The organism is Sinorhizobium sp. NFACC03 (assembly GCF_900103435.1).
Classification (GTDB): domain Bacteria; phylum Pseudomonadota; class Alphaproteobacteria; order Rhizobiales; family Rhizobiaceae; genus Ensifer.
Genome location: NZ_FMXF01000004.1, coordinates 110,109 through 135,350, shown reverse-complemented (window position 1 = coordinate 135,350; position 25,242 = coordinate 110,109). Strand labels below are relative to the sequence as shown.

The 25,242-nt window shown below is 61.7% G+C and carries 24 protein-coding genes and 1 pseudogene; 10 read left to right on the top strand and 15 right to left on the bottom strand.

The window, feature by feature from the left end; genetic code table 11:
* The first annotated feature begins 11 nt into the window (after window positions 1-11).
* Together BLU35_RS09020 and hpaH are read left to right on the top strand one after the other, a co-directional pair.
* Window positions 12-149: a hypothetical protein gene (locus BLU35_RS09020; protein ID WP_286161480.1), complete on the top strand. Its 138-nt coding sequence runs from the start codon at window positions 12-14 to the stop codon at window positions 147-149.
* A 75-nt stretch (window positions 150-224) separates the two neighbouring features.
* Window positions 225-1,028 carry a 2-oxo-hept-4-ene-1,7-dioate hydratase gene (hpaH, locus tag BLU35_RS09015; protein ID WP_057249209.1) on the top strand — a complete coding sequence of 268 codons (804 nt, stop codon included), beginning with the start codon at window positions 225-227 and terminating at the stop codon, window positions 1,026-1,028.
* Window positions 1,029-1,060: 32 nt separating this feature from the next.
* Here the strand turns inward: hpaH and BLU35_RS09010 are convergent, their stop codons facing one another.
* From BLU35_RS09010 to gcl, 4 genes are all read right to left on the bottom strand, one after another.
* Window positions 1,061-2,329 (bottom strand): glycerate kinase type-2 family protein, encoded by a 1,269-nt coding sequence (locus BLU35_RS09010; RefSeq protein ID WP_093232842.1) that lies wholly within the window; start codon window positions 2,327-2,329, stop codon window positions 1,061-1,063.
* A 229-nt stretch (window positions 2,330-2,558) separates the two neighbouring features.
* Window positions 2,559-3,443, bottom strand: a complete 885-nt coding sequence (locus BLU35_RS09005; RefSeq protein ID WP_093232841.1) for a 2-hydroxy-3-oxopropionate reductase — start codon at window positions 3,441-3,443, stop codon at window positions 2,559-2,561.
* A 5-nt stretch (window positions 3,444-3,448) separates the two neighbouring features.
* Window positions 3,449-4,264 (bottom strand): hydroxypyruvate isomerase, encoded by an 816-nt coding sequence (gene hyi, locus BLU35_RS09000; protein ID WP_058325994.1) that lies wholly within the window; start codon window positions 4,262-4,264, stop codon window positions 3,449-3,451.
* A gap of 65 nt (window positions 4,265-4,329) precedes the next feature.
* Window positions 4,330-6,117 carry a glyoxylate carboligase gene (gene gcl, locus BLU35_RS08995; RefSeq protein WP_093232840.1) on the bottom strand — a complete coding sequence of 596 codons (1,788 nt, stop codon included), beginning with the start codon at window positions 6,115-6,117 and terminating at the stop codon, window positions 4,330-4,332.
* Window positions 6,118-6,287: 170 nt separating this feature from the next.
* On the opposite strand from gcl, the gene BLU35_RS08990 reads away from it, so the two are divergent.
* The gene (locus tag BLU35_RS08990) at window positions 6,288-7,109 is read left to right on the top strand and encodes an IclR family transcriptional regulator (RefSeq protein ID WP_093232839.1); all 822 of its coding nucleotides are present in this window, start codon (window positions 6,288-6,290) and stop codon (window positions 7,107-7,109) included.
* Window positions 7,110-7,223: 114 nt separating this feature from the next.
* On the opposite strand, the gene guaD is transcribed toward BLU35_RS08990, so the two are convergent.
* Together guaD and BLU35_RS08980 are read right to left on the bottom strand one after the other, a co-directional pair.
* The gene (gene guaD / locus BLU35_RS08985; protein WP_093232838.1) at window positions 7,224-8,576 is read right to left on the bottom strand and encodes a guanine deaminase; all 1,353 of its coding nucleotides are present in this window, start codon (window positions 8,574-8,576) and stop codon (window positions 7,224-7,226) included.
* Window positions 8,573-9,811, bottom strand: a complete 1,239-nt coding sequence (locus BLU35_RS08980) for a urate hydroxylase PuuD (RefSeq protein ID WP_093232837.1) — start codon at window positions 9,809-9,811, stop codon at window positions 8,573-8,575. Before BLU35_RS08980 ends, guaD begins: the two co-directional genes overlap by 4 nt.
* A 147-nt stretch (window positions 9,812-9,958) precedes the next feature.
* On the opposite strand from BLU35_RS08980, the gene BLU35_RS08975 reads away from it, so the two are divergent.
* Window positions 9,959-10,873, top strand: coding sequence for a LysR family transcriptional regulator (locus tag BLU35_RS08975; protein WP_057249217.1), 915 nt, complete (start codon window positions 9,959-9,961; stop codon window positions 10,871-10,873).
* A 3-nt stretch (window positions 10,874-10,876) separates the two neighbouring features.
* On the opposite strand, the gene BLU35_RS08970 is transcribed toward BLU35_RS08975, so the two are convergent.
* A complete protein-coding gene (locus BLU35_RS08970) occupies window positions 10,877-11,803 on the bottom strand; it encodes a LysR family transcriptional regulator (protein ID WP_058325989.1) in 927 nt (308 codons plus the stop codon).
* Between the two features lie 361 nt (window positions 11,804-12,164).
* Here BLU35_RS08970 and BLU35_RS08965 point away from each other — a divergent pair, with 361 nt between their 5' ends.
* The 3 genes and pseudogenes from BLU35_RS08965 (at window position 12,165) to BLU35_RS08955 (ending at window position 13,762) form a co-directional block, all read left to right on the top strand.
* Window positions 12,165-12,428, top strand: a complete 264-nt coding sequence (locus BLU35_RS08965; RefSeq protein WP_093232836.1) for a hypothetical protein — start codon at window positions 12,165-12,167, stop codon at window positions 12,426-12,428.
* A gap of 220 nt (window positions 12,429-12,648) precedes the next feature.
* Window positions 12,649-13,408 (top strand): annotated as a pseudogene (locus BLU35_RS08960) (amino acid ABC transporter ATP-binding protein).
* Between the two features lie 150 nt (window positions 13,409-13,558).
* A complete protein-coding gene (locus BLU35_RS08955) occupies window positions 13,559-13,762 on the top strand; it encodes a hypothetical protein (RefSeq protein ID WP_093232835.1) in 204 nt (67 codons plus the stop codon).
* Window positions 13,763-13,778: 16 nt separating this feature from the next.
* On the opposite strand, the gene BLU35_RS08950 is transcribed toward BLU35_RS08955, so the two are convergent.
* Window positions 13,779-14,216 (bottom strand): Lrp/AsnC family transcriptional regulator, encoded by a 438-nt coding sequence (locus tag BLU35_RS08950; RefSeq protein ID WP_093232834.1) that lies wholly within the window; start codon window positions 14,214-14,216, stop codon window positions 13,779-13,781.
* Between the two features lie 118 nt (window positions 14,217-14,334).
* Here BLU35_RS08950 and rocF point away from each other — a divergent pair, with 118 nt between their 5' ends.
* Window positions 14,335-15,255 carry an arginase gene (gene rocF, locus BLU35_RS08945; protein WP_093232833.1) on the top strand — a complete coding sequence of 307 codons (921 nt, stop codon included), beginning with the start codon at window positions 14,335-14,337 and terminating at the stop codon, window positions 15,253-15,255.
* A gap of 28 nt (window positions 15,256-15,283) precedes the next feature.
* The gene (ocd, locus tag BLU35_RS08940) at window positions 15,284-16,345 is read left to right on the top strand and encodes an ornithine cyclodeaminase (RefSeq protein ID WP_093232832.1); all 1,062 of its coding nucleotides are present in this window, start codon (window positions 15,284-15,286) and stop codon (window positions 16,343-16,345) included.
* Between the two features lie 300 nt (window positions 16,346-16,645).
* Here ocd and BLU35_RS08930 read toward each other — a convergent pair whose 3' ends face one another.
* Together BLU35_RS08930 and BLU35_RS08925 are read right to left on the bottom strand one after the other, a co-directional pair.
* On the bottom strand, window positions 16,646-17,059 hold the full coding sequence (locus tag BLU35_RS08930; RefSeq protein WP_093232830.1) for a DUF6220 domain-containing protein: 414 nt from the start codon (window positions 17,057-17,059) through the stop codon (window positions 16,646-16,648).
* Window positions 17,060-17,062: 3 nt separating this feature from the next.
* Window positions 17,063-17,638: an NAD(P)H-dependent oxidoreductase gene (locus BLU35_RS08925; RefSeq protein ID WP_353615023.1), complete on the bottom strand. Its 576-nt coding sequence runs from the start codon at window positions 17,636-17,638 to the stop codon at window positions 17,063-17,065.
* A gap of 87 nt (window positions 17,639-17,725) precedes the next feature.
* Between BLU35_RS08925 and BLU35_RS08920 the strand changes: the two genes are divergently transcribed.
* Entirely contained in the window at window positions 17,726-18,613 is an 888-nt protein-coding gene (locus BLU35_RS08920; RefSeq protein ID WP_093232828.1) for a LysR family transcriptional regulator, read from the top strand.
* Window positions 18,614-19,190: 577 nt separating this feature from the next.
* On the opposite strand, the gene BLU35_RS08915 is transcribed toward BLU35_RS08920, so the two are convergent.
* The 5 genes from BLU35_RS08915 to BLU35_RS08895 all read right to left on the bottom strand — a co-directional run bounded on the left by BLU35_RS08915 (window position 19,191) and on the right by BLU35_RS08895 (window position 25,235).
* Window positions 19,191-20,624 carry an NAD(P)(+) transhydrogenase (Re/Si-specific) subunit beta gene (locus BLU35_RS08915; protein ID WP_093232827.1) on the bottom strand — a complete coding sequence of 478 codons (1,434 nt, stop codon included), beginning with the start codon at window positions 20,622-20,624 and terminating at the stop codon, window positions 19,191-19,193.
* A 19-nt stretch (window positions 20,625-20,643) separates the two neighbouring features.
* Window positions 20,644-22,230 (bottom strand): Re/Si-specific NAD(P)(+) transhydrogenase subunit alpha, encoded by a 1,587-nt coding sequence (locus BLU35_RS08910; RefSeq protein ID WP_093232826.1) that lies wholly within the window; start codon window positions 22,228-22,230, stop codon window positions 20,644-20,646.
* Window positions 22,231-22,301: 71 nt separating this feature from the next.
* Window positions 22,302-23,579 (bottom strand): hypothetical protein, encoded by a 1,278-nt coding sequence (locus BLU35_RS08905; RefSeq protein WP_093232825.1) that lies wholly within the window; start codon window positions 23,577-23,579, stop codon window positions 22,302-22,304.
* Entirely contained in the window at window positions 23,576-24,436 is an 861-nt protein-coding gene (locus BLU35_RS08900) for an ABC transporter permease subunit (protein ID WP_093232824.1), read from the bottom strand. Before BLU35_RS08900 ends, BLU35_RS08905 begins: the two co-directional genes overlap by 4 nt.
* Before the next feature lie 10 nt (window positions 24,437-24,446).
* Complete coding sequence (locus BLU35_RS08895; RefSeq protein ID WP_093232823.1) at window positions 24,447-25,235, bottom strand: SDR family NAD(P)-dependent oxidoreductase; 789 nt, start codon at window positions 25,233-25,235, stop codon at window positions 24,447-24,449.
* Window positions 25,236-25,242: the final 7 nt, after the last annotated feature.

Sequence of the window (25,242 nt, the reverse complement as noted above, 5' to 3'; positions counted from 1 at the left end):
GTACTGCCGCGGTGGCCGATGTCGCCGCCGTGTTCCTCGCTTCCTTCACGCTCGGGCGGCTGGCTGGTGGCGCCGGCCACCTGGTGCCCCGCGCTTGCGGCTCGATCCTCATCGGCCTTGGCCTGATGCTGGCGAGCCAGCTGATCTGACTATCACAAGACGACCGGTGCCCGCGTGGCTACCTTGGTGTATCGTGAGACACGCTGAAGTGGAGGGGCCGGACCATGCTGAATGCAACCGAGATCGCCAAGGCTGCCGAAAGCCTGCATCAGGCAGAGCAGGATCGAAAACAGATCGGGCTTCTGTCGCTCAAACATCCCGACATGACTGTCGACGACGCCTATGCGATCCAGGCGGCCTTGGTCAGGCGCAAGCGCGACGACGGCCACCGCATCATCGGCTGGAAAATCGGCCTGACGTCCAACGCCATGCAGCAGGCACTCGGCATCGACACGCCGGATTCCGGCGTACTCTTCGACAACATGCTGTTCGATGATGGCGCAAGCATTCCGGCCGACCGCTTCATTCAACCACGGGTCGAAGCCGAGATCGCCTTCGTGATGAAGGCCGGGCTGAAGGGTCCGCGCGTCAATATCGTCCAGGTGCTGAACGCCACGGACTATGTGATGCCGGCGCTGGAAATCCTCGACAGCCGCATCGTCCGCACGGATCCGAAAAGCAAGAAGGCGCGAACCCTCGTCGATGCGATCTCTGACAATGCCGCCAATGGCGGCCTCATCCTCGGCGGTCGCGCCGTACGTCCGGATAGGGTCGACATGCGCTGGATGGGCGCTATCGTCTCGCGCAATGCGGTGATCGAGGAGACGGGGCTTGCGGCCGGCGTCCTCAACCATCCGGCCCGCGGCATCGCCTGGCTTGCCAACCGGCTTGCGCAATGCGGCGATGCAATCGAGCCCGGTCAGATCGTCCTCTCAGGCTCTTTCATCCGCACGCTCGAGGCCAAGAGCGGCGACACGATCGTCGCCGATTTCGGTGCCTATGGCTCGGTGAGCTGCCACTTCGCGTAGCCCGAACGTGGCTGGCTACGCACACGCCCGTTTCACTGCACCAGGATGGCGCGGAAATCATTCACATTGGTGCCGGTCGGCCCCGGCTTGAAGAGATCGCCGAGCGCATTAAACGCCGTCCAGCTGTCGTTCTTCTGCAGCAGCGCTGCCGCATCGAGCCGTTGGGCGACGAGCCGGGCGATGGTCGTATCATCGGCAAAGGCGCCGGCATTGTCCTCAGAGCCGTCAATGCCGTCGGTATCGGCGGCAAGCGCCGAGACACCGTTGGCGCCATCGATGCCGAGCGCCAGCGCCAGCAGAAACTCGCTGTTGCGGCCACCCTTGCCCTTCCCGCGGATCGTCACCGTCGTCTCTCCACCCGAGAGAACGACGACAGGCTTGGTAAACGGCCGGCCGCGACCGGCAACCTCACGGGCGATCGCCGCGTGCACGCCGCCAACATCGCGCGCCTCGCCCTCGATCGCATCGGAAAGAATGATCGCTTCAATGCCCGCGGCACGCGCCTCGGTAGCCGCAGCCTCGAGCGAGACCGACGCGGACGCGATGAGCCGGACTTCGTTTCGGGCAAAGCGCAGATCGTCAGGCGACGGCGCGGCGCTATTCGGGCTTTTTATCCAAGCCATGACATTGGCGGGCAAATCAAGGCTGTAGCGCTCGATCAGCGTCAGCGCATCCTCGCGAGTGCTCGCATCGGCAAGCGTGGGGCCGGAAGCGACCAGCGCCGGATCGTCGCCTGGAATATCGGAGACGATCAGCGAGACGACCTTTGCCGGATAGGCGGCGGCGGCAAGCCTACCGCCCTTGATCATAGAGACGTGCTTGCGCACGGCGTTCATGGCGCTGATCGGCGCACCGGAGGCAAGCAGTGCCCGGTTGACGGCAATCTCGTCTTCCAGCGCCAGGCCGGGCGGAGGCGAAGGCAGAAGCGCCGAGCCACCGCCGCAGACGAGCGCCACGACGAGGTCGTCCTCCGTCAGCCCGCTGACTTCGGTGAGCAAACGCTTCGAGGCAAGTAAACCGTTCTCATCGGGGAGTGGATGTGATGCTTCAAGCACCTCGATCTTCTCGCAAGGGGCAGCGTAGCCATAGCGGGTGACGACCACGCCAGAAAGCGGGCTATCCCAATGGCGCTCGAAGGCGGCCGCCATCTGCGCCGCGCCCTTGCCGGCGCCGACGACCACCGTGCGCCCCTTCGGCCGCTCCGGCAGATTGGCCGCAATCACCTTTTCCGGGTCAGCCGCGGCAACGGCCGAGGTGAACAAGGTTTCCAGGAAGCGGCGTGGGTCGGTGATGGCTGGCATTTGTCTCCCCTTAGAGCACTTACGCAATTTCCGGGCGGAAAACCGCTTCACACTTTTCCTGGAATTGCTTGATGATGTCTCGGGCGGCGGTTCCTCCAACCGCCGCCCGGACACATGACCGGCCCGGCACAATGGGACGCCAGACGGATCATGTGCATTTCACGCCTTGCGCTTTTGAAGCGGCGCAATTCCGAACGGAAAACCGCTTCACACTTTTCCGGGAATTGCGCTAGGCGACCTGGTGGTTCGCCATGCGCTCCAGCGCGCGCACGAGACCCGAGTGATCAAGACCGGCGTCGCCGTTGGCGGCGCAGTTGTTGAAGAGCTCCTGCGTTGCTGCCGTGTTGGGCAACGAGATGCCGAGCGACTTTGCGCCCTGGAGAGCCAGGTTCAGGTCCTTCTGGTGCAGCGAGATGCGGAAGCCCGGGTCGAAGGTGCGCTTGATCATGCGCTCGCCGTGTACCTCGAGAATGCGCGAGGAAGCAAAGCCGCCCATCAGCGCCTCGCGAACACGTGCCGGGTCGGCACCGGCCTTGGACGCGAAGACGAGCGCTTCCGAAACCGCTTCGATGGTCAGCGCGACGATGATCTGGTTGGCAACCTTGGTGACCTGGCCGTCGCCGCAGTCACCAACGAGAGTGATGTTCTTGCCCATCAGCTGCAGGAGCGGCAGGGCGCGGTCGAAGCTTTCCTGGGCGCCGCCGGCCATGATCGAGAGCGAGGCGTTCTTGGCGCCGACTTCACCGCCGGAGACCGGAGCGTCGATATATTCGGCGCCGGTTTCGCGAACCTTCTTGGCAAATTCCTTCGTCTCGATCGGCGAGATCGAGCTCATGTCGATGACGAGCTTGCCCTTGGAAAGGCCGTAAGCAACGCCGTTTTCGCCGAAGAGGACGTCCTTGACCTCAGGCGTGTCCGGCAGCATCAGGATGATCGTGTCGACAGTCTCGGCGAGCGCCTTCGGCGTATCGACGAACTTGAGGCCGTTGTCGAGCAGTTCCTGGCGCGGCGGAATGACGAACTTCGAGGTGACGATGGTGTGGCCGGCATCCTGCAAGTGGCGCGCCATCGGCGTGCCCATGATACCCAGTCCAATGAAACCGATTGTTGCCATGATGCTTAGCTCCTGATCTTGATGATGTCTGCGGATTGGGTGCGCTGGCGCTCGGTGCCGAGCCAGCCAAGGCCATCGGCCGTGGTGGTGCGCGGCTTGTATTCGCAACCGATCCAGCCGTCGTAGCCGGCCTCTTCCAGCGCGTCGAAAACGAAGGGATAGTTGATCTCGCCGGTGCCCGGCTCGTTGCGGCCGGGATTATCGGCAAGCTGAACGTGGGCGATGCGGTTGGCAAAGCGCTTGTAGGTACCGACCAGTTCACCCTCTGTGCGCTGCTGGTGGTAGAGGTCGTACTGGATGAAGAGGTTGTCGCTGCCGACTTCCTCGATGATCGAAGCGGCCTGCCCCACCGTGTTCAGGTAGAAGCCCGGAATGTCGAAGCGGTTGATCGGCTCGATCAGCAGGCGAATGCCATGCTTACCGAGTTCAGCCGCGGCGAGCTTCAGGTTCGCAACCAGCGTCGTGCGCAGGATGCTATCGGACACGCCATCCGGTGCGATACCGACCAGGCAGTTGACCTGCTTGCAGTCGAGCGCCGTCGCGTAGTCGATGGCGCTTGCGACACCCTTGCGGAATTCGTCAACCCGGTCGGGCAGGATGGCGATGCCGCGTTCGCCGCGGGCCCAATCGCCAGCCGGCAGGTTGTGCAGAACCTGGGTCAGGCCGTGGCGCTGAAGCTCGGCGCGCAGGCTCACCTTCTCGAATTCGTAGGGAAACAGATATTCCACGCCTTCGAAGCCGGCCTTGGCAGCAAGGGCGAAACGATCGAGGAACGGCACCTCGTTGAACAGCATTGTCAGGTTCGCAGCGAACTTCGCCATGCGATGTCTCCTCCTTGTGTTTGTCTTTGGAGCGGGATGCGGGCGGAAAACCGCCCGCATTTTGCTCAGTCGAGCAGGGCTGCCGTGATCGCGGTCGGCACGTCTTCGCCGCGGATCGCCAATTCCTCGAACTCGACGACGGCATTGATGTCTGCGCCCATGGAAATGTTGGTGACGCGCTCGAGGATGAACTCGATGACGACGGGAACCTGGTGCTCGTCCATCAGCGCCCGTGCCCGATCAAAGGCCTCCTGGAACTCGTTCGGGCTGCGCACCCGGATCGCCTTGCAGCCGAGGCCCTCGGCAACCGCGACGTGGTCGACGCCGTACCCCTTCTCCGCATCGCCCGAGGCATTGATGTTGTCGAAGGCTAGGCTGACCTCGAAGTCCATGTTGAAGCCGCGCTGGGCCTGGCGGATGAGGCCGAGGTAGGAATTGTTCACGACGACATGCAAATAGGGCAGCTTGTGCTGGGCGCCGACGGCCAGTTCCTCGATCAGGAACTGGAAGTCGTAGTCGCCGGAAAGCGCAACGATCGGCCGGTCCGGATCAGCGGCGCGAACGCCGAGAGCCGCTGGCAAAGTCCAGCCGAGCGGGCCAGCCTGGCCGCAGTTGATCCAGTTGCGCGGCTTGTAGACGTGCAGGAACTGCGCGCCGGCGATCTGGCTGAGACCGATGGTCGAGACGTAGCAGGTGTCGCGGCCGAAGGCCTTGTTCATCTCCTCGTAAACGCGCTGGGGCTTGAGCGGCGTCTGGTCGAAGTGCGTCTTGCGCAGCATGGTGCGCTTGCGCTCGCGGCACTCTTCCGCCCAGGCGGACCAATCGCGCAGCTTGCCGGCCGTCTTCCACTCCGTCGCGACGTCGAGGAAGAGTTTCAGCGCAGCGCCGGCATCCGAGACGATACCGAAATCAGGGGCGAAGACACGACCGATCTGGGTCGGCTCGATATCGACGTGAACGAACTTGCGGCCTTCCGTATAGGTCGGAACGTTGCCGGTGTGGCGATTGGCCCAACGGTTGCCGACACCGAGCACGAAGTCGGAAGCGAGCATGTTGGCGTTGCCGTAGCGGTGCGAGGTCTGCAGGCCGCACATGCCGGCCATCAGCGGATGGTCGTCGGGGATGGTGCCCCAGCCCATCAGCGTCGGGATGACAGGAATGCCGGTGATCTCGGCGAATTCGGTCAAGAGGTCCGAAGCATCGGCGTTGATGATGCCGCCGCCGGCGACGATCAGCGGACGCTCCGCCTCGTTCAGCATGGCCAGGGCCTTCTCGGCCTGGGCACGCGTCGCCTTCGGCTTATAGGGCTCAAGCGGCTGATAGGTGTCCGGATCGAACTCGATCTCGGCGAGCTGGACGTCGACCGGCAGGTCGATCAGCACCGGGCCGGGACGGCCGGAGCGCATGATGTGGAAAGCCTTCTGGAAGACGAAGGGAACCAGCGCCGGCTCCATGACGGTAACCGCCCACTTGGTGACTGGTGCGGCGATCTTGGCAATATCGACCGCCTGGAAGTCTTCCTTGTCGAGACGGGCGCGCGGCGCCTGGCCGGTGATGCAGAGGATCGGGATCGAATCCGCCGAAGCCGAATAGAGGCCGGTGATCATGTCGGTGCCAGCCGGGCCCGACGTGCCGATGCAGACGCCGATATTGCCGTGCTTGGCGCGGGTATAACCTTCGGCCATATGCGAGGCACCCTCGACGTGGCGGGCGAGAATGTGGCGGACGGAACCGCGAGCCTTCAGAGCCGAATAGAACGGGTTGATGGCGGCGCCAGGTACGCCGAAGGCACAGTCGATGCCTTCCTTCTCCAGAACATAAACAGCCGCGTCAACGGCACGCATCTTAGCCATGGGAACTCCTCCTATTTCCTGAAAACATAATCCATAATTTTCGATACGCAACATATAAATGGAAATCATTTCCATCATGTGGAAATAAAGATTTTCAACAATTCGGAGAAAATCCCTCCGTGGCCTGATAGAGGATGATGGCGAGAGACGTGATTTGCAGAGAGGCTTCGATGGACGGCAACGGCAGGGGAAAACGCGGACGCAAGGCGGGCGAGAATGCAGCACCGTCATCCGTACAGGTGCTCGATCGCAGCCTTGCTCTTCTGACGGTCGTCGCCGAGGAGGACGGCTCGACCTTGACCCAGCTTGCCGACCAGACCGGCATGGCGCCATCCACAGTGCATCGTCTGCTGACGACGCTGGCCGGCCACGGCATGGTGATGAACGACCCGGACACCGGCGCCTGGACCGTCGGCCTCAAGGCATTCGAGATCGGCAACGCCTATCTGCGCTTCCGCAAGCTCGGAACGATCAGCCGCCCCTTCCTCAAGGGCCTCATGGAGGAAAGCGGCGAGACGGCGAATATCGGCATCGAGGAAGGCGGCGACGTCGTCTTCATCTCGCAGGTCGAAAGCCACGCGCCGATGCGCGCCTTCTTCCGCCCCGGCCGCCGCGGTCCGGTTCATGCCTCCGGCATCGGCAAGGCGATCCTTTCGACCTGGTCGGACAAGGAGATCGCCCAGCTGCTCGGTGGCCGCGAACTCGCGCATTTCACCGACAAGACCCGCGACACGCTGCCGGCGCTCTTGAAGGACATCCAGGAAATCCGCCACCGCGGCTGGTCCGTCGACGACGAGGAGCACACGCTCGGCATGCGCTGTGTCGCAGCACCAATCTTCAACGAATATGGCGAAACCATCGCCGGCATTTCGATCTCCGGCCCGTCCGTCCGCGTCAGCGATCAGAAGCTTTCGACCTTCGGCCCCATCGTGCGCGAACGCGCCGACGCCCTGACGAGGGCAATGGGTGGCAAGCGACCGGAAGACCTGTAACGGCCCAGACGAAAGCGCCGCGCATCGATCAAGACGCGCGGCGCTGGGAGATTCTGCTTTGAGCACCAATCGGTGTCCGGCCGACGGCGAATGAGGCGCAGTCGGCGTAAGCCCCTATGCGGTCTCGAAGTTTCTAGTCACCGCGTTCGCGGTATCCTTGGCCGCGGTCGCAACACCCTTCATCGGCTTGCCGCCGACATAGGTTTCGGCCACCGACCGGTCGTCGCCCATTGTCTGCAGGATGAAGAGCTCTTCCGCCAGCGAACCGGCGACCCGCATGCGCAGCTCCATCGACGGCTTTGCGCGACTGTCCAGCACCACGATATCGGCATCGGCGCCGACATGCAGCGAGCCGATGCGGTCGTCGAGGTCCAGCGCCCGGGCGTTGCCGAGCGTCATGCGGTAGAAGGAGTTGAACGGCGTCAGCCGCTGGCCCTGCAGGTGCAACACCTTATAGGCCTCGTCCATCGTCTCCAGCATCGAGAAGCTGGTACCAGCACCGACGTCGGTCGCGACCGACCAGCGCGCGCCGAGCTTGTCGAAGCGATCCCTGTCAAAGAGACCGGAGCCGAGGAACAGGTTCGAGGTCGGGCAGAAGGTGCCGACCGCGCCTGTCTCGGCGAGAACCGAGATCTCGCGATCGCTCAAATAAATGCAGTGGCCGAGCAAGGTCTTGCGTGTCAGAAGGTCGTAGCGCGCGTAGATATCGGTGTAGTCCTTGGCCTCCGGATAGAGCGAGGTCGCGAAAGCGATCTCATCCTTGTTCTCGGAAAGATGCGTCTGGACGTAGCACTCAGGGTGCTCGGCGACGAGCGTGCGGCTCGCCTCCATCTGCTCCGGCGTCGAGGTGATGGCAAAGCGCGGGCTGATGGCGTAATGCACCCGGCCGCGGCCGTGCCACTTGGCAATCAGCGCCTTGGTCTCGTCATAACCCAGTTGCGGCGTGTCGCGCAGCGCGTCGGGCGCATTGCGGTCCATCATCACCTTGCCGCCGATCATCAGCATGCCACGGGCTTCCGCCGCGCTGAAATAGGCGTCGACGCTTTCGGGATGCACCGAGCAATAGGCGACGGCCGTCGTCGTGCCGTTGGACAGGAGTTCGTCCATGAACCGGCCGGCGATGTAGCCGGCATGCTCAGGCTTCCGGAACTTCTGTTCCTCGACAAAGATGTAGGTGTTCAGCCATTCAAGAAGCTGAGCACCATAGGAGGCGATCGCCTGCGTCTGCGGGAAGTGCAGGTGCGTGTCGATTAGGCCTGGCAGCACCAGATTGGGGCGGTGGTCCGCGACCTTGACGCCGGCGCCGGCGCGGCGGGCGACTTCGGCATGATCGCCGATATCCGCAACCTTGCCGCCCCGCACCAGCACGGCGCCGTCTTCGAAATAGCGATAGGAGGCGGTATCGTCGATGCCCTTGGGCTGGTCGACAAAGGTCAGGACGCGGCCGCGGATCAGCAAATCGGTCATTGGGTCTTTCCTCCATTCACCACGGATTCGTACCAGGCGACGAGCAGTTGCCGCTCCTCGTCCGATACGCCGGTGACGTTGGCGGGCGGCATTGCATGCGAACGGCCGGCCTGCAGGTAGATTTCACGCGCGTGATTGGCGATGTCGGTGTCGGTCTCGAGCGTCACGCCCTTCGGCGGCACGACCAAGCCTTCCCAGCCCGGCTCCTTGGCATGGCACATGGAACAGCGGCCAAGCACCGTGTCGCGCACCTTCGGAAAGGCTTCCGCCGTCACGAAGGGCTGCTGCGCGGCGGAGATCTTTTCCTCCTCGCCGCCGGCAAGGATCTTCGGCACGGTCGACAGCCACATGATCGCGACGAAGAGCAGCGCGGTGATGAGCCAGGTCCAGGTCGGGTTGCCCTTGTCGGCGTGGCGGGTGTTGAAATAGTGCCGAATGGTCACGCCCATCAGGAAGACCAGCGAGGCGATGATCCAGTTGAACTGGGTGCCGAACGCCAGCGGGTAGTGGTTCGACAGCATCAGGAACAGAACCGGCAGCGTCAGGTAGTTGTTGTGGGTCGAGCGCTGCTTGGCGATCACGCCGTACTTCGGATCCGGCGTGCGACCGGCGATCAGATCGCCGACGACAACCTTCTGGTTCGGAATGATGATGAAGAACACGTTGGCCGACATGATCGTCGCGGTGAAGGCGCCGAGATGCAGGAAGGCGGCGCGGCCGGTGAAGAGCTGCGTGTAACCCCAGGCCATGCCGACAAGGATGAAGTACAGAAGCACCATCAGCCTGGTGTTGTCGCGGCCGAAGGGCGACTTGCAGATCGTGTCATAGGCGAGCCAGCCGAAGGCGATCGAGCCCAGCGAGATGGCGATCGCCACCGGCTTCGAAACGTCGAGCACATTCGGATCGATCAGGTAGAGGTCGGCACCGGCATAGTAGACCATGCACAGCATGCCGAAACCGGAAAGCCAGGTGACGTAGGATTCCCATTTGAACCAGATCAGGTGCTCCGGCATGTTGGCCGGCGCCACCAGATACTTCTGAATGTGGTAAAAGCCGCCACCGTGCACCTGCCACTCTTCGCCATAGGCACCGACCGGAAGGTCCGGTCGCTTCTTCAGGCCAAGGTCAAGCGCAACGAAATAAAATGACGAACCGATCCACGCGATACCCGTGATGACGTGCAGCCATCTCATGGCAAAGGTGAGCCAATCCCAGGCTATGGCATACTCGTACATGCAATTCTCCCATTTCTCCTCGGGCCATTATGTGTCATTGCTGGAGGTCGCGGGAACGTCGCTGCTTCACCAACACTTTCAAAAAAATCTATAAAATAGCGACGCAATGGATAGGCTAGAGAGAAGCCGGAGGAGTGGGACGGAGGCATGTCTTATCTGGACAATGTGCGCGTCTTCGTGCGCGTCGTAGAGCTTGGAACCCTGTCGGCGGCCGGTCGCGACCAGCGCGTGACGCCGGCAGTTGCCAGCAATAGAATCAAAGAGTTGGAACGCCATATGGGCGTTCGCCTGTTCAATCGGACGACGCGCAAGCTGACCCCGACGGAGCACGGTCGCGTCTTTTACGACGGCGCGGTGAAGATCCTCGAAGCGGTCAACGAGGCCGAAAATGCGATCGCCGATCTATCGCGAAATCCGAAGGGCGCGCTGAAGATTACCGCTCCCTTGGGGATAGGTCGGCGCCTGATTGCGTCGGGCATTCCCGAATTCCATGACAAGTATCCCGACATCGAGGTGCGGCTTCGTCTGTCGGACCACAATGTCGACATCCTCTCCGAAGGTGTCGACGTCGCCTTCAAGCTCGGCATCCTTGAAGATTCGAACCTGCGCATGCGTGGCATCATGAACTGCGAGCGCGTGGTCTGCGGGTCGCCCGACTATTTCGAGAAGCGCGGCGTGCCCCAAACCCCTGACGCGTTGATCGCCGACAAACACGACTGTCTGCTGCTGCGCTACCCCGGTTCGAAGGAGTATTTCTGGACGCTCCAGACCATGGAAGGCATGCGCAAACTCGAGGTGACCGGCCCTTACGATTCGGACGACGGCGACGTGCTCACCCAATGGGCGCTCGACGGCCGCGGCATCATCAACAAGCCGCTCTTCGAGGTGAAAAGCCACATCAATTCCGGCGCGCTCGTGCCGATTCTGGTCGACACGCCGCCGCTCAGCGTGCAGCTGGCGGCGATCTATCCACACAAGCGCTTCCAGGATCCGAAAGTCAGGCTGATGATCGACTACATGGCCGAGCGTTGTCAGCGCTTGATCGGCAAGGCGCTGGAGTAGCGTCTAGCCTCTCGTCTTCTCAATACCGGCAATACCGCTGACCTGCTCGACGAGAAAGTCGACCAGCAGGCGGACCCGGGCGATGCCTGCGCGCTCGGGCACGATCAGCAGGCTGAGCGGAACCGAAGACAACCTGTAGCCCGGCAGGATCGGCACGAGCCGACCACTCGCCAGAAGATCGTCGACGAGCCATTGGTGTGTCGGTGCGATGCCGCGCCCGGCGACAAGCGCCTCGCGGGCGGCAAGCCCGTGGTCGACGAGGAAACGCCCGCCAAAGGGTACCGCGTGGCTGCGGCCGTCTGCTCCTTCCAGCGAGATCAAGTCACTGCCTGCGACGTTCGACATGCGGATTCCCTCATGGGCTGTGAGGTCGCGTGGGGTGTTTGGGCGCCCACGCACCTCCAGGTAGGAGGGGGCAGCGACGAACAACCGACGGCTTTCGCCAAGCACCCGGAGCTTCATCGAGCTGTCAGTGAGCGGCCCGAGACGCAGCGCGAGATCGACCCCTTCCCGCACCAGGTCGATGCGCTCATCGGTCAGGCTGAGATCGACCTCGATATCAGGATAACGATCCTGAAAGGCGAAGATCAGGCGGGTTGCGTGCAGGACACCGAAGGCGGCGGTGCAGGACACCCGGATGATCCCGGCCGAGGCGCCGCGGGTGCTGCGCGCCTCGTCGCCTGCCTGGTCGACCAGGCGTAGGATCTGGATGCTGTTGGCATAGTAACGACTGCCTTCGTCGGTCAACGTGACGCGCCGGGTGGTGCGGCTGAGCAGCGGCACGCCGACGGCTTCCTCCAGCTCCCGCAGATGCCGCGTAACGCTCGACTGGCCGATGCCGAGTTCGCGCGCGACGGCCGACAGGCTGCCGCGCTCGGCGACCCGTACGAAGCTCCGCATGCGTTCCAGCGTCACATCCGATTTATCCATTTTTCGGCATAATCATATCCATATTGAATATCTACCGCATGAACAAACAGCGGTCTACCTAAAGTCTCAGTTCACGACTGAAGGATTGCCGACCATGATGAAAGTTGTCCAAAGCACCGATGTTTGGCCGACGGCAAGGAGTATGGCCACAAACGCAGCCAGAAATGGCCCCATCCTATTCTCCAGCAAATCAGTGCCATTGCTCGCCGTGGATTACCAGCCACTTGGCCGCTTCGGAAGGACGCCCTACGCCTGCCGCGCCGTGCATGCCGAGTTGGGCTTTAAGTGATCAGAGCTAACAGTTATCGCCGTCGACACATCGCCGCCAAACTTGGTTCAGTCGACCTGGGGAGTGCCGTCGATGCCGTGGCTGGTGGGCGAGCTGAATCGCATCATCCGGATGAGCATGCTCCCAGCCGTCGCCAACAGTTGGAAAGCGTTTGCCCACGCGCGCTCTCGAAAAGGTCAAGGCGGACTCGGAAACGTAATCAATGTCGATCTTCCAAGCCACCGGCGCTACCTCGACGTTCCGCTGGCCGAGGCCTCTCTTCTTGGAGGTCTGCCGTTCGGCAAGTCCGCAGGCGCTAAGCAAGCCGCGATGTCAGGAGAATTCAGCAGCTCCTAAAACCGGAGTGAACGCTGTTGCGGGATGGAACAGAACCACACGGCTTGGACCATTCGAGACGTTCCTGATGGCGGGTGTCATCTTTCTACTGATAGGCGCCGCCTTCGGGCGTGCTTTCAAGGGGCTCGAAACAAGGTTCGCCATCCCAGGCCGATAACGCACCAAAATCGGCAGTTCGTGAGAACCGCAAGCGGAGAGCATTTTCCGCGCGGCGCAGCCAATGCACACCTATGGAGGAGAGACAATGTCGAAATCAGCAGTCAAAATTGCCGGTATGAACAAGTGGTACGGAGCTTTCCATGTCTTGAAGGACATCGATCTTGATGTTCAGCAGGGCGAGCGCATCGTCATCGCCGGCCCGTCGGGCTCCGGCAAGTCGACGATGATCCGCTGCATCAACCGGCTGGAAGAGCATCAGAAGGGCAAGATCGTCGTCGACGGCATCGAGCTCACCAACGATCTCAAGAAGATCGGACGTGCGCCGCGAAGTCGGCATGGTGTTCCAGCACTTCAACCTGTTCCCGCACCTGACGATCCTCGAAAACTGCACGCTTGCGCCGACCTGGGTGCGCAAGATGCCGAAGAAGCAGGCCGAAGAAGTCGCGATGCACTTCCTCACGCCCGCTAAGATCCCGGAACAGGCGAACAAGTATCCGGGCCAGCTTTCCGGCGGCCAGCAGCAGCGCGTGGCGATTGCCCGCTCGCTGTGCATGAAGCCGAAGATCCTGCTGTTCGATGAGCCGACCTCGGCGCTCGATCCGGAAATGGTCAAGGAAGTGCTCGACACCATGGTGTCGCTTGCCGAAGAAGGCATGACCATGCTCTGCGTGACGCACGAAATGGGCTTCGCCCGCCAGGTCGCCAACCGGGTGATCTTCATGGACCAGGGCCAGATCGTAGAGCAGAACTCGCCGGCCGAATTCTTCGACAATCCGCAGCACGAGCGCACCAAGCTCTTCCTCAGCCAGATCCTGCACTGAACGAAACTCACCCATCGCGTCTTTCCGCGGCCCGTGCCCGGCCCATGTCGAAATCCCACGCGATGTCATCGTTGCCACGGCCGATCATTTGTCGGCCGAGGCCCGGCGCCAACGGGCGCGTTGTCTTGAGGGACCGGCCATGCCTTTATCATGACCGGCAATCTCAACATGCAATCGCTACTCGATGAATTGACGGCGAGCGATGCGGTCCGTGTCGTCGGCACGGAATTCAGGAAGCAGGAAACGTATCCCGACCCGAAGCCGCTCGCCATCGGCGGCCCGTTGATCAGCAGAGATCTCGAAGCATGCCGTCGCCAGCCTCGCCGACACCCTGTCGAAGTGAGTGCCTCCTAACTCGACGCTAGCTCAGTTAGAGCTTCGCCCTCGTCGACCGCGGCGTGGACAAAAGAAGGCTCGTTTCGCTACCCATAATGCCGGGCACGAGGCGGATCTTGCGCAGCACGGCATCGAAGTTGGCAAGGCTCGATGCGCTAAGTTCCACCAGCAGATCCCACCGGCCATTCGTCGTGTGAATCTGCGAGATTTCAGGAAAACCGCCGAGCGTGCGGATCACCCGGTCGGTCACATGGCCTTCGATCTCAATCATCATCACCCCACGAACGACATCTTCAAGGGCATCAGCGCGAAGCATCACCGTGTAGCCGAGGATGGTACCGTCCTGCTCCATCCTTTCGATGCGCGCGCGCACGGTCGCACGCGACGCACCGGTTTCCAGCGCGAGATCCGAGACGCTTCGACGCCCATTGCCGCGCAACAGCATCACGATCTTCTGGTCGAGAGTGTCCATACCAATTTGGAATCCGCTCTTATCAATCTGGTCAAGCTAGCATCTCGATATGCCAAAATTCAATGTTCAATCCGCCATCGAGGGCTTCTAAAGTCATAAAAACAAACGGGAGTACACTATGGACTGCACGCTCATCGGCGCGCCCCTGCAAATCGGGGCAGGGCAGCTTGGCTGCGAGATGGGGCCGAGCGCCCTGCGCATCGCTGGCCTTCGCACGGCACTGGAAGAACTGGGCCATACGGTCAAGGACAATGGCAATCTCAGCCCACGTGCGTTCGATGAGATGCCGCATCCGAACAAGGCCGTTCATCACCTCGGCGAAACGGTCGCCTGGGTCGAAGCGCTGTCGGCTGCTGCCTACGAACACAGCAAGGCAGGCATGCCTATCTTTCTCGGCGGCGACCACGCGATCTCCGCGGGCACTGTTCCGGGTCTCGCACGCCGAGCCGCCGAACTCGGGCGGCCGCTGTTCGTGCTCTGGCTGGACGCCCATACCGACTTCCATACTCTCGAAACGACGGTGAGCGGCAACCTGCACGGCACGCCGGTCGCGTACTATACCGGCCAGACCGGTTTCGATGGCTTTTTCCCTGCGCTGGCCCATCCCGTTGCCGCAGAAAACGTCTGCATGATCGGTATACGCAGCGTTGACACCGCCGAAAAGGCCGCCATTCGCACGACCGGCATCACGGTACACGACATGCGCGTCATAGATGAGCATGGCGTGGCCGTCCTCGTCCGCAGTTTCATCGAGCGAGTCCGGGCCGCAAACGGCCTCCTGCATGTCAGCTTCGATGTCGACTTCCTCGAGCCGGACATCGCGCCGGCCGTTGGCACCACGGTACCGGGAGGAGCAACCTTTCGCGAGGCGCACCTGATCATGGAGATGCTGCATGACAGCGGCCTGGTGACCAGCCTCGACATCGTCGAGCTCAATCCGTTCCTCGACGAGCGCGGCAAGACCGCACGGCTGCTCGTCGATCTCGTCGCCAGCCTGATGGGCAAGCGTGTGATGGATCGCCCCACTGTTACTGGCTGATTTCGATTGTTCTTTGGTTGGAGGAAAAATGAATACTGATCCGAAACTGAACGTGGTTCCGTTCGTAAGCGTCGACCACATGATGAAACTGGTTCTGAAGGTCGGCATCGACCGGTTCCTGACAGAACTGGCGGCCACGATCGAGGAGGACTTCCGCCGCTGGCCGGTCTTCGACAAGACCCCGCGCGTTGCATCCCATTCGCAGGAAGGCGTTATCGAGTTGATGCCGACCAGCGACGGAACGCTCTACGGCTTCAAATATGTCAACGGTCATCCGAAGAACACGCGCGACGGCCGCCAGACCGTGACGGCTTTTGGTGTGCTCTCGGATGTCGGCAACGGCTATCCGATGCTACTCACCGAGATGACGATCCTCACCGCGCTACGCACCGCCGCGACCTCGGCGGTCGCGGCGAAATATCTGGCTCGGCCGAACGCCCGCACTATGGCCATCATTGGTAACGGCGCACAGAGCGAATTCCAGGCCCGCGCCTTCAAGTCGCTGCTCGGCATTGACAAGCTTCGCCTCTACGATCTCGACGCCTCCGCCACCCGGAAATGCGCGCGCAACCTTGCAGGCCTCGGCTTCACCATTGAGGAATGCACGTCGGTCGAAGAGGCGGTCGAGGGCGCGGACATCATCACCACGGTCACCGCCGACAAGCAGTACGCAACAATCCTTTCCGACAACCACGTCGGCCCCGGCGTCCACATCAACGCGGTGGGCGGCGACTGCCCCGGCAAGACCGAACTCAGCAGGGACATTCTGCTGCGCTCGGACATCTTCGTCGAATACCCACCGCAGACGCGCATCGAAGGCGAAATCCAGCAGCTGCCGGCCGAGCATCCCGTCATCGAACTGTGGCAAGTCATGACCGGTGAGACGGAAGGCCGTAAGAGCCCGGCTCAGATCACGCTCTTCGACAGCGTCGGGTTCGCCGTCGAGGACTTCTCCGCCCTCCGCTATGTCCGGGAGCAGATTGCCGAACACGGCATGTTCACAGAACTCGACCTCCTCGCCGACCCCGACGAGCCGCGCGACCTCTACGGCATGCTGCTTCGCTGCGAGAAGAAGCTCAACGCCGCCTGACGCCGGGAATGAAAATCCACCGCCCGTTTACCCAAGAGGTAAACGGGCGGCGTTGTATAGAACGTCGGCTTCAGCGCTCAGTCGGGTGGTTTCCCAACTCGAGATTAGATTCCAGACACCCATGCTGTTTGTTGCCAAGGTCTGCTGCGGCGATGTGGTGTGCAGCAGTTGCTTCAAGAAAGTAAAAAGGTGGTTCTGGATATCTAACGCCTCTAAGAAGAATGAACGCGTCGCAAAGCACTTGTGACGCATTCCTCCTCCAGCTGGCATTTATCTATCGGCAATTCGAGGTTCCACACTCTAGTGGGTTCGGACTCTTCCAGCCGCAACACGTCGTGCAACTTTGAACAGCAAGATCGAAGCTGCTCCGAAGAGGAGCGTCCCATTGAATGGATGTAGCCAGAGCAAAGGTGGCGTCGAACCGGCCGCCAACATCACCTGCCCCACATACAGACCGAACATCAAACCGGCCCACCATCCGAAACCGCGCAATCGCGCAACGATTAACGAACCTATGAGAAGGGTGATCACCGGAAGCGACAAACCGCCGCCCAAGATCGCGTGCAGCTCCCATAAACTAATATCGCTGAAAAGCGCCAGGCCAGCGCTCAGAAATTGGCCGAGAATTCCGACGGGTAGGAGGCACGCCGCGAATGTGAACCATACAGGCGTTCCAGCGTCGAGATCAGCCAACGTGTCGTGGATCTCGTCCATGTCTCAGGCCGCCTCTTGGCAAGCCGCAGTCGTTGCCACGATCCAGCGCTCGAGGATCGCGGCATAACCAGCGGCGGCGGCTTCGAGAGCTTCCGGGGAGAGTTTGTCCGCCTCATAGACAACAAATGGATCTGTCCAGGCAAGACCACAGCGATGCGCGGTAGCCCGCAGCGGCGCGAACAGGTCAACCATCGAAAACATATTGCGTCCGCCGGTGCGATAGGCGTCCGATACGTTGCCGGCAGTGGCCGCGATCATCAGCGGCGTACCTTCGAGCGCGCGGCCTTCCTGCTCGTAGGCGATGTAGAACATTCGTGTCAGCACCGCGTCCTGCCAGCCTTTCATGAGCGCCGGCGTGGAATACCATTGAATGGGAAACTGGAACACAATCCGGTCGGCAGACAATAGCCGGGCAGCCTCGTGCTCGCCATCCCGGTCTATACTCACTCCATCTGGATAGAGCGCCTGCATGTCCACTATTTCGACATCCGGCAATTTGGCAGCTGCCGTTGCGAGCGCGATGTTGGCCTTTGAAGCCGCCAGGTCGTGGTGGAAGAGAAGGATGAGGGTCTTGGTCACGGCTGCCTCCTGTTTCAATGAGGCCATGATTGCGGTGGCACCAAAGATTATTCCAATCGTTTATTTATCTACTCTATTATCTGTTCTATGAATTTACGCTCCCTTGATCTCAATTTGCTCGTCATCCTTGACGCCCTTCTGGATGAGGCGCATGTCAGCCGGGCGGCCGAACGGCTGGGCCTTTCGCAGCCCGCCACTTCGGCAGCGCTGCGACGCTGCCGGTACCTGTTCCGCGACGACCTTCTTGAACGCGGCCGGGGCACCATGCGCTTGACAGCGAAGGCCGCGGCCCTGCGAGCACCGCTTAATTCGCTACTGGCCAGCGTGACTGATCTGATTGATCCACTGCAGGTGCCGCTGGTGCACATTCGTCAAATGGTGCGCATTACGACCGCCGACTATCCGGCGCTGTTCATACTGCGCCCACTACAGCAGGAATTGCAGCGCTCCGCGCCGGGGATCGACCTGATCATCCAGCCTTGGCACGGCGCCGAGATGGCCCGTCTCGCACTCTTGGATGGCAGTACGGACATCGCTCTCTCCGTACTGCCGTCCGCCGAGGACGACCTGCACCGTGAGGAACTCTTCTTCGAGCACTATCTCGTCGCCATGCGCCCCGGACATCCGGCGGCAGAGAATTTCAGTTTGGAGTCCTGGATTGCTTATAAGCATATTCTCGTGTCCGGCCGTGGCGATACACGGACGCCCACCGACGACGAACTAGCGCGTCAAGGCCTGTCTCGGCGCATCGGCCTGGTGGTGCCAAATTTCCAGATGGTGCCCGAGTTGCTCATTGGTTCGGACATGATCGCGCTTTTGCCTTCACGCGTCCTTGCCGAACTTGCGGGGTGCGTCTCGTTCCAGCCGCCGCTCCCCATACGTGGCTTTCCCTTACACCTCGCCTGGCACCGTCGGCGCGCCAAAGACACCGCACTTCAGCACGTCGCGACCATCCTCTGCGAATTGCTGCGTTGAAAAGGAGGCCTGCCCCAGCAAGGCTTGCCCGCGACCTTTCGCCTACCCCTCGAGTGGTCAGTACAGCATAGGAATTCATGGTTAACCTCGGTAATGAGGCCACGACTATATCGTAAGGAGACAACCCCTTATTGACCCGTCCGCGTTGAGAAACAGTCCGCTTAGGCAAGACTTCCATTCATCTCTTGTCGCTCGGGGACAACACGGCACCGACGAAATCGTTGCACTTCTCATGATCGACCCCTCGCCGCGAAGCCCTCAGCACATGATGAGCCGCTGAAACCGCGGCCGACCTGTACAAAGATCAGACCCACTCCGTGGCGAACACATTCATCCTTTTTGCTACAAGGGCTCCAGGAGAGTATATTTATCTCAGATGTTATTGTGCATCCAAAATCGCCGTCGGCGCCGCTTTAAAGCGGCTTCTTGCAGTCGCCGTATGCAATCCCCCGGGGCGTCAGCGTAGCTTAACGACACGGCCGTCGTCTCAAGACCGGCGTGGGCCACAGCGTTTCCCTCCCGCAAGAACTCACCGCCCCGGATAAGGCGGGCGATGGGTTCTCGACTTAAGTTACGGTTACGCCAGCGCCGGCAGCAACTGGTCGATGCTTTTCTTGGCGTCGCCGTAAAACATGCGGGTGTTGTCCTTGTAGAACAGCGGGTTCTCGATGCCGGAGTAACCGGTACCTTGGCCGCGCTTGGAGACGAACACCTGCTTGGCCTTCCAGACTTCGAGCACCGGCATGCCGGCGATCGGCGAGTTCGGGTCTTCCTGGGCGGCCGGATTGACGATGTCGTTGGAGCCGATGACGATGACGACATCCGTTTCGTGGAAGTCCTCGTTGATCTCGTCCATCTCCAGCACGATGTCGTAGGGCACCTTCGCCTCGGCCAAGAGTACGTTCATGTGGCCCGGCAGACGACCGGCGACCGGATGGATGGCGAAGCGCACGTTCTTGCCGGCCGCCCGCAGCTTGCGGGTGAGCTCGGAGACCGACTGCTGCGCCTGCGCCACCGCCATGCCGTAGCCCGGCACGATGATGACGCTGTCGGCGTCGTTCAGGGCAGCGGCCACGCCATCGGCATCAATGGCGATCTGCTCGCCGGTGATTTCCATGGCCGGACCCGTGGCTGCCCCGAAACCGCCGAGGATGACCGAGACGAACGAGCGGTTCATCGCCTTGCACATGATGTAGGAGAGGATTGCGCCCGACGAGCCGACCAGGGCGCCGGTGACGATCAGAAGATCGTTGCCGAGGGTGAAGCCGATGGCAGCGGCCGCCCAGCCGGAATAGCTGTTCAGCATCGACACCACAACCGGCATGTCGGCGCCGCCGATGCCCATGATCAGGTGATACCCGATGAAGAAGGCGGCAAGTGTCATGACAAGCAGCGTCCAGGTGCCGGCACCATTGACGTAGAGCACCAGTAGCACGAGCGAGAGAAGGGCAGCACCCGCGTTGAGCAGATGACCGCCCGGCAGCTTCTTCGCCTTGCCGTCAACCTTGCCGGCAAGTTTGCCGAAGGCAATGACGGAGCCGGTGAAGGTGACGGCGCCGATGAAGACGCCGAGGAAGACCTCGACCTTCATGATCGACAATTCGACCGGTTCCTTGTGAGCAAGGATCGCGGCAAAACCGGTCAGCGCAGAGCGGGCCGCCGCGTCGAGGCCGGCGACATCCGCCGCCTCGATATGGGCGTTGAAGCCGATAAAGACTGCGGCAAGACCGACGAAGGAATGGAGGGCGGCAACAAGCTGGGGCATCTCGGTCATCTGGACGCGCGAGGCGACGAAGTGGCCGAGCACGGCGCCGCCGGCAATCATCAGGACGATGATGAACCAGTTGCCGACATCGGGTCCGAAGACCGTGGCGACAATGGCGAGTGCCATGCCGGTCATGCCGTACCAGACGGCGCGCTTGGCGCTTTCCTGGCCCGAAAGCCCGCCGAGCGAGAGGATGAAGAGAACGGCTGCCGCAATGTAGGCGGCCGATACGATACCGATCATCATAATGTTTACCCCTGCCCGATCAGGATTTCTGGAACATGGCGAGCATGCGCCGTGTGACGAGGAAGCCGCCGACGATGTTGATCGTGGCGATCAGCACCGAGAGCGCCGCAAGCAACACCACCAGCCAGTTGCCCGATCCGATCTGCAGCAGCGCGCCGAGAATGACGATGCCCGATACCGCGTTGGTGACGGCCATCAGCGGGGTGTGCAGCGAATGCGAGACGTTCCAGATGACCTGGAAGCCGACGAAGCAGGCGAGCACGAAGACGACGAAGTGGCTCATGAAGGCCGGTGGCGCAAAGGCGCCGACCAAAAGCAGCAGCGCCGTGCCGGCGGCGAGAAGCGCCAGCTGGCTCTTCGTCTGGGCCTTGAAGGCTGCGGTCTCGATGGCGCGCTTTTCCTCCGGCGTCGGCTCCTTCACTTTCTCCTTCGGCTTCTGCGCCGCGATCGCGGCAATCTTCGGCGGCGGCGGCGGATAGGTGATCGCCCCCTCGAAGGTGACGGTCGCGCCACGGATGACGTCGTCCTCCATATTGTGGACGAGCTTGCCATCCTTGCCCGGCGTCAGGTCGGTCAGCATATGGCGGATATTGGTGGCGTAGAGTGTCGACGCTTGCGCCGCCATACGGCTCGGGAAATCGGTATAGCCGATGACGACGACACCGTTGTCGGAGACGATCCGCTGATCGGCAACCGTCAGGTCGCAGTTGCCGCCGCGCTCGGCCGCAAGGTCGACCACCACCGATCCCGGCTTCATCGCGGCCACCATGTCGGCAAGCCAGAGTTTCGGTGCGTCGCGGCCGGGGATCAGCGCCGTGGTGATGACGATGTCGATCTGCGGCGCAAGCTCTCGGAACTTGGTAAGCTGCTTCTCGCGGAACTCCGGCGAAGACGGGGCGGCATAGCCGCCGGTGGCAGCGCCGTCCTGCTGACCGCCCCCATCACCATCGGCGAAATCGAGATAGACGAACTCGGCCCCCATGCTCTCGATCTGCTCGGCCACCTCGGGACGCACGTCGAAGGCATAGGTCTGAGCACCGAGCGAGGTGGCGACACCGATCGCGGCAAGACCGGCAACGCCAGCACCGATCACCAGGACCTTCGCCGGCGGCACCTTGCCGGCGGCCGTCACCTGGCCGGTGAAGAAGCGACCGAAATTGTTGCCGGCCTCGATCACCGCGCGGTAACCGGCGATATTGGCCATCGACGACAGCGCATCCATCTTCTGGGCGCGGCTGATGCGCGGCACCATGTCCATGGCGATGACGTTGGCGCCCTTTGCCTTCGCAAGCTCCAGCAGTTCGGCATTCTGGCCGGGATAGAAGAACGAGATCAGCGTCTTGTCCGCAGACAGGTGCGCGACTTCACTCGGCTCGGGCGGCCGTACCTTGACGACCACATCGGCCGAATCCCACAGCGCCTCTGCCGACGGGGCCACCTCGACGCCCGCAGCGCGATAGGCATCATCGGAAAAGCCAGCCGCAACGCCAGCACCCGTTTCGATGATGCTGCTATAGCCAAGTTTCGCAAGTTGCACCGCGCTGTCAGGTGTCAGCGCCACGCGCGCCTCATTTGCCGCGCGCTCCAAAGGCGCTCCGATCTTCATTTTACAACCTCTCTCTCACCGCGGCGTTCGCCGGGCCATGACTCTTTGGAATGGGTATGAATGGAATAATGTCACTCGACCGGCCTGTTCTTCGCGGCACCGACCGCGCGGAGCCTGATACCGATCCAGCCGACGAGGGGCAAAAAGGCGAGTGCGAGCGCGAGGCCACCATGTCGCGGCGGCACTATCACGACCTCGCGAGTGAAACCGGCTCCATCTTCTGTTTTTGCCGAAACCTCTCCCGAAAAAGCCGCACCGGATGAGGGAGCGGTGACCGCGAAGGCGGTCAAATCTTCCTTCTCATCCTTGCCGGCGGGACGGACGCGGTAGCCAAAGCCGGAACCATCGACCTGCTCGACCTTCAGACGCGCCAACGTGGCCGACTGTTTCACCTCTCCGAAGCGGATATCGATGCTGTCTACTGAGGCGGGTTTGCGTCGCACCCAGATGTCTCGGCCGGGCACGGCATCGACCTGCGGCGAAACGACGGGAACGTACTCCGCTTCCTTGAAGCGGTCGGCGGCGGAGAGCGTCAGATAGAAAGTCGATCCAGAGCGAACGAAGATCCGCGTGTCCTCCTGATTGCTCGGGATCGGGCGTGTCCAGCGCTCCTCGGGAACAACGTCGGCGACCGCAACGCCTCGGCCGGCGGCCTCGACCACGTCCAGATCGCGGGCTGTTCCTGTGACGAGCACATCGTTCACATAGAGCGCCATCTCATATCGGCCGGCGGCAAGTGAAAGCCGATAGGCGCGAGACGGCTTCGTTACGAGCTTGAGGCTCGGCTTAGGCAGGGCGGCAGGCGGCGGGATGATCTCGACGCCGCCCCCTTTGGCGCGAGCCGCGCCGGCTTCGACAAGCTTCTTTTCATAAGCCGTTTGACGTGCCAATGCCTCGGTGTACCGCTGATTGAACGACCTTTCCTCGTTCGTGTAAGTTTCATATTCGGCAGTCGCCGCGTCGCCCCAGAGCAGACGTCCGGCGCCATTCACGGCTCCGTGCGGATAAAGGACCGCGTAGGAGGTTGGGCGGACGGCAGCGACTTCCTTGCCGTCTCTCGTGATCTTCAGGACGCCGACGACATCCTCTCGTTTCTTTTCGAGATCGACGTACACCTGGCGCGACAGCGGCCAGTAATATTCCTCCGTATCGACGAAGGAGAGCGCGCTGTCCTGACCGGATATCAGGTGCAAGGCCGGTGACCGCGAGGGCAGGAACATCTCCCGGAAAGAGAATCCGTCCCAAACGCGACCCGTCACGACGATGGCGTCTCGACGCTCGGGCTCGATCGCCAGCGCGGAACCAGCCACCACGGAGCTAAGGACGAGGGCGAGGAGAATGCGTCTCATGCGCTAGCTCCCTTCATGCGGGCCAACAAGCGAGCGGCTAGGAGCAGAACCATCGCCAGCAATCCCGATGCGACCATCTGCGCCGGCTCCGGCGCAGCCTGGGTAAAGACACCTTGGATGAGCAATCCGACGCCTGCCACAGGAGAGAGGCCATGGACGATCGGTGCTACGCCTTCCAGCGAAGCGCGCAAGTAAAGTGCGAAGAGGCTCATCTCGTCGGCGCTCATGCCGCGCAACAGGCCGAGCAGAATTTCATACACGCCCAGCAGCAAGACTACTGAAAGATAAGCCACGACAGCGCTGCGGACCGAACCTGCCGAAGCCGAGACAAGCAAACCCAAGCCCATGATCGGCAAGACGAAACTAATGGATCTCGCCAACGAGAGAAGCGAGCGTGGGCTGATGACGCCGGCGCCGAGCGGCTGGGCAAGAAGAAGATAGAGACAATAAAGCCCCATCAATCCAACGAACACGACCAGTTCGGCGAAGTATTTCGACACGATGATCGCCGTCCATGAGACCGGCCCGACCAGAAGCACTTCCAGCGTACCGTGCTCTCGCTCCCAACTCAGCCCACCGGCGAGCCGGAGACCGAGGACAAAACCGAGGAAACTGATCACTGTGGTGTTCAAGCCCGCGAGGGGATCGGCGGCCACGACGACGGATTCCGTCTGGAACGTGTTCTGAAAGCCCGCCCCGTAAAGGTAGGCCATCAGCGAGATCGTCGTGGCCACCAGCCAGAACCAGATCGCTTGGAACTTCGCCGCCGTCTCCCGCAATACCAAAATCATGGTCTGCCGGATGATACCTGGCGGACTAAGCTTCAATCCGACGAAGACGGGGCGAACGTGTTCCATGACGGGGTTCCTACATGACGGTGCGGATGAGACCGCCGTCGATCCGCAATGCCGCGCCGTTTACAATGCCGGTACGGGAGGAGCCGAGGAAGGTGACGAAATCCGCGACCTCCTCCGGCTTGGAGAGACGCTGGATCAGCGATGTCGGTCGATTCTCCGCGACGAAGCGGCGCTCTGCGTCCGGTGTCGGTACGCCCGGATAAAGGCCTGCTATGAGAGCGGCGACGCCTTCGGTGCTACACGGACCGGGCAGCACCGAATTCACCGTAACATTCGTCCCCTTTGTCGTCTCGGCGAGATTGCGCGCAAGCGACAGCTGCATAGTCTTGGTTGCGCTGTAGGCTGGCATTTCTGGGGCCGGATTGATTCCCGATTCACTTGCCATGAAAACGACGCGGCCAGCGTCGCGGGCAAGCATCTTTGGCAGATAGTGCCGAGCGAGCCGCACGCCGCTCATCACGTTAACCTCGATGAGTTCATACCACCGGTCATCCCCGGCCTTGTAGATGTCGACGGCCTCGTAGATGCCGAGATTTACGATCAAAACGTCGACGTCGGGGCAATTCGCGATCAGCTCGTCACAGCCTTCGCGCGTCCCTGAATTGCCGACAGCAGCCTCCAGCTTCGCCTCCGGGACTTCGGCGCGAAGACGTTCCGTGGCTCGATCGATTGTATCGGTGCTACGACCGTTGAGTACGACAGTCGCGCCTTCTCGGGCCATCGCACGCGCGATGGCGAAGCCGAGGCCTCCGGTCGAAGCGGTGATCAGGCATCGGCGGTTCTTGTAGCCCAAGTCCATCTGTCAA

What these genes read in the sequence shown, in the direction of transcription:
- ocd (WP_093232832.1), top strand. Translation starts at nt 15,284, where the DNA reads ATGAATACTGATCCGAAACTGAACGTGGTTCCGTTCGTAAGCGTCGAC.
- BLU35_RS08975 (WP_057249217.1), top strand. Translation starts at nt 9,959, where the DNA reads ATGTCTTATCTGGACAATGTGCGCGTCTTCGTGCGCGTCGTAGAGCTT.
- BLU35_RS08955 (WP_093232835.1), top strand. Translation starts at nt 13,559, where the DNA reads ATGACCGGCAATCTCAACATGCAATCGCTACTCGATGAATTGACGGCG.
- BLU35_RS09005 (WP_093232841.1), bottom strand. Translation starts at nt 3,443, where the DNA reads ATGGCAACAATCGGTTTCATTGGACTGGGTATCATGGGCACGCCGATG.
- BLU35_RS08910 (WP_093232826.1), bottom strand. Translation starts at nt 22,230, where the DNA reads ATGAAGATCGGAGCGCCTTTGGAGCGCGCGGCAAATGAGGCGCGCGTG.
- gcl (WP_093232840.1), bottom strand. Translation starts at nt 6,117, where the DNA reads ATGGCTAAGATGCGTGCCGTTGACGCGGCTGTTTATGTTCTGGAGAAG.
- BLU35_RS08950 (WP_093232834.1), bottom strand. Translation starts at nt 14,216, where the DNA reads ATGGACACTCTCGACCAGAAGATCGTGATGCTGTTGCGCGGCAATGGG.
- rocF (WP_093232833.1), top strand. Translation starts at nt 14,335, where the DNA reads ATGGACTGCACGCTCATCGGCGCGCCCCTGCAAATCGGGGCAGGGCAG.
- guaD (WP_093232838.1), bottom strand. Translation starts at nt 8,576, where the DNA reads ATGACCGATTTGCTGATCCGCGGCCGCGTCCTGACCTTTGTCGACCAG.
- BLU35_RS08915 (WP_093232827.1), bottom strand. Translation starts at nt 20,624, where the DNA reads ATGATGATCGGTATCGTATCGGCCGCCTACATTGCGGCAGCCGTTCTC.
- BLU35_RS08905 (WP_093232825.1), bottom strand. Translation starts at nt 23,579, where the DNA reads ATGAGACGCATTCTCCTCGCCCTCGTCCTTAGCTCCGTGGTGGCTGGT.
- BLU35_RS08895 (WP_093232823.1), bottom strand. Translation starts at nt 25,235, where the DNA reads ATGGACTTGGGCTACAAGAACCGCCGATGCCTGATCACCGCTTCGACC.
- hyi (WP_058325994.1), bottom strand. Translation starts at nt 4,264, where the DNA reads ATGGCGAAGTTCGCTGCGAACCTGACAATGCTGTTCAACGAGGTGCCG.
- BLU35_RS08980 (WP_093232837.1), bottom strand. Translation starts at nt 9,811, where the DNA reads ATGTACGAGTATGCCATAGCCTGGGATTGGCTCACCTTTGCCATGAGA.
- BLU35_RS08930 (WP_093232830.1), bottom strand. Translation starts at nt 17,059, where the DNA reads ATGGACGAGATCCACGACACGTTGGCTGATCTCGACGCTGGAACGCCT.
- hpaH (WP_057249209.1), top strand. Translation starts at nt 225, where the DNA reads ATGCTGAATGCAACCGAGATCGCCAAGGCTGCCGAAAGCCTGCATCAG.
- BLU35_RS08900 (WP_093232824.1), bottom strand. Translation starts at nt 24,436, where the DNA reads ATGGAACACGTTCGCCCCGTCTTCGTCGGATTGAAGCTTAGTCCGCCA.
- BLU35_RS08970 (WP_058325989.1), bottom strand. Translation starts at nt 11,803, where the DNA reads ATGGATAAATCGGATGTGACGCTGGAACGCATGCGGAGCTTCGTACGG.
- BLU35_RS08920 (WP_093232828.1), top strand. Translation starts at nt 17,726, where the DNA reads ATGAATTTACGCTCCCTTGATCTCAATTTGCTCGTCATCCTTGACGCC.
- BLU35_RS08965 (WP_093232836.1), top strand. Translation starts at nt 12,165, where the DNA reads ATGCCGTGGCTGGTGGGCGAGCTGAATCGCATCATCCGGATGAGCATG.
- BLU35_RS08990 (WP_093232839.1), top strand. Translation starts at nt 6,288, where the DNA reads ATGGACGGCAACGGCAGGGGAAAACGCGGACGCAAGGCGGGCGAGAAT.
- BLU35_RS09010 (WP_093232842.1), bottom strand. Translation starts at nt 2,329, where the DNA reads ATGCCAGCCATCACCGACCCACGCCGCTTCCTGGAAACCTTGTTCACC.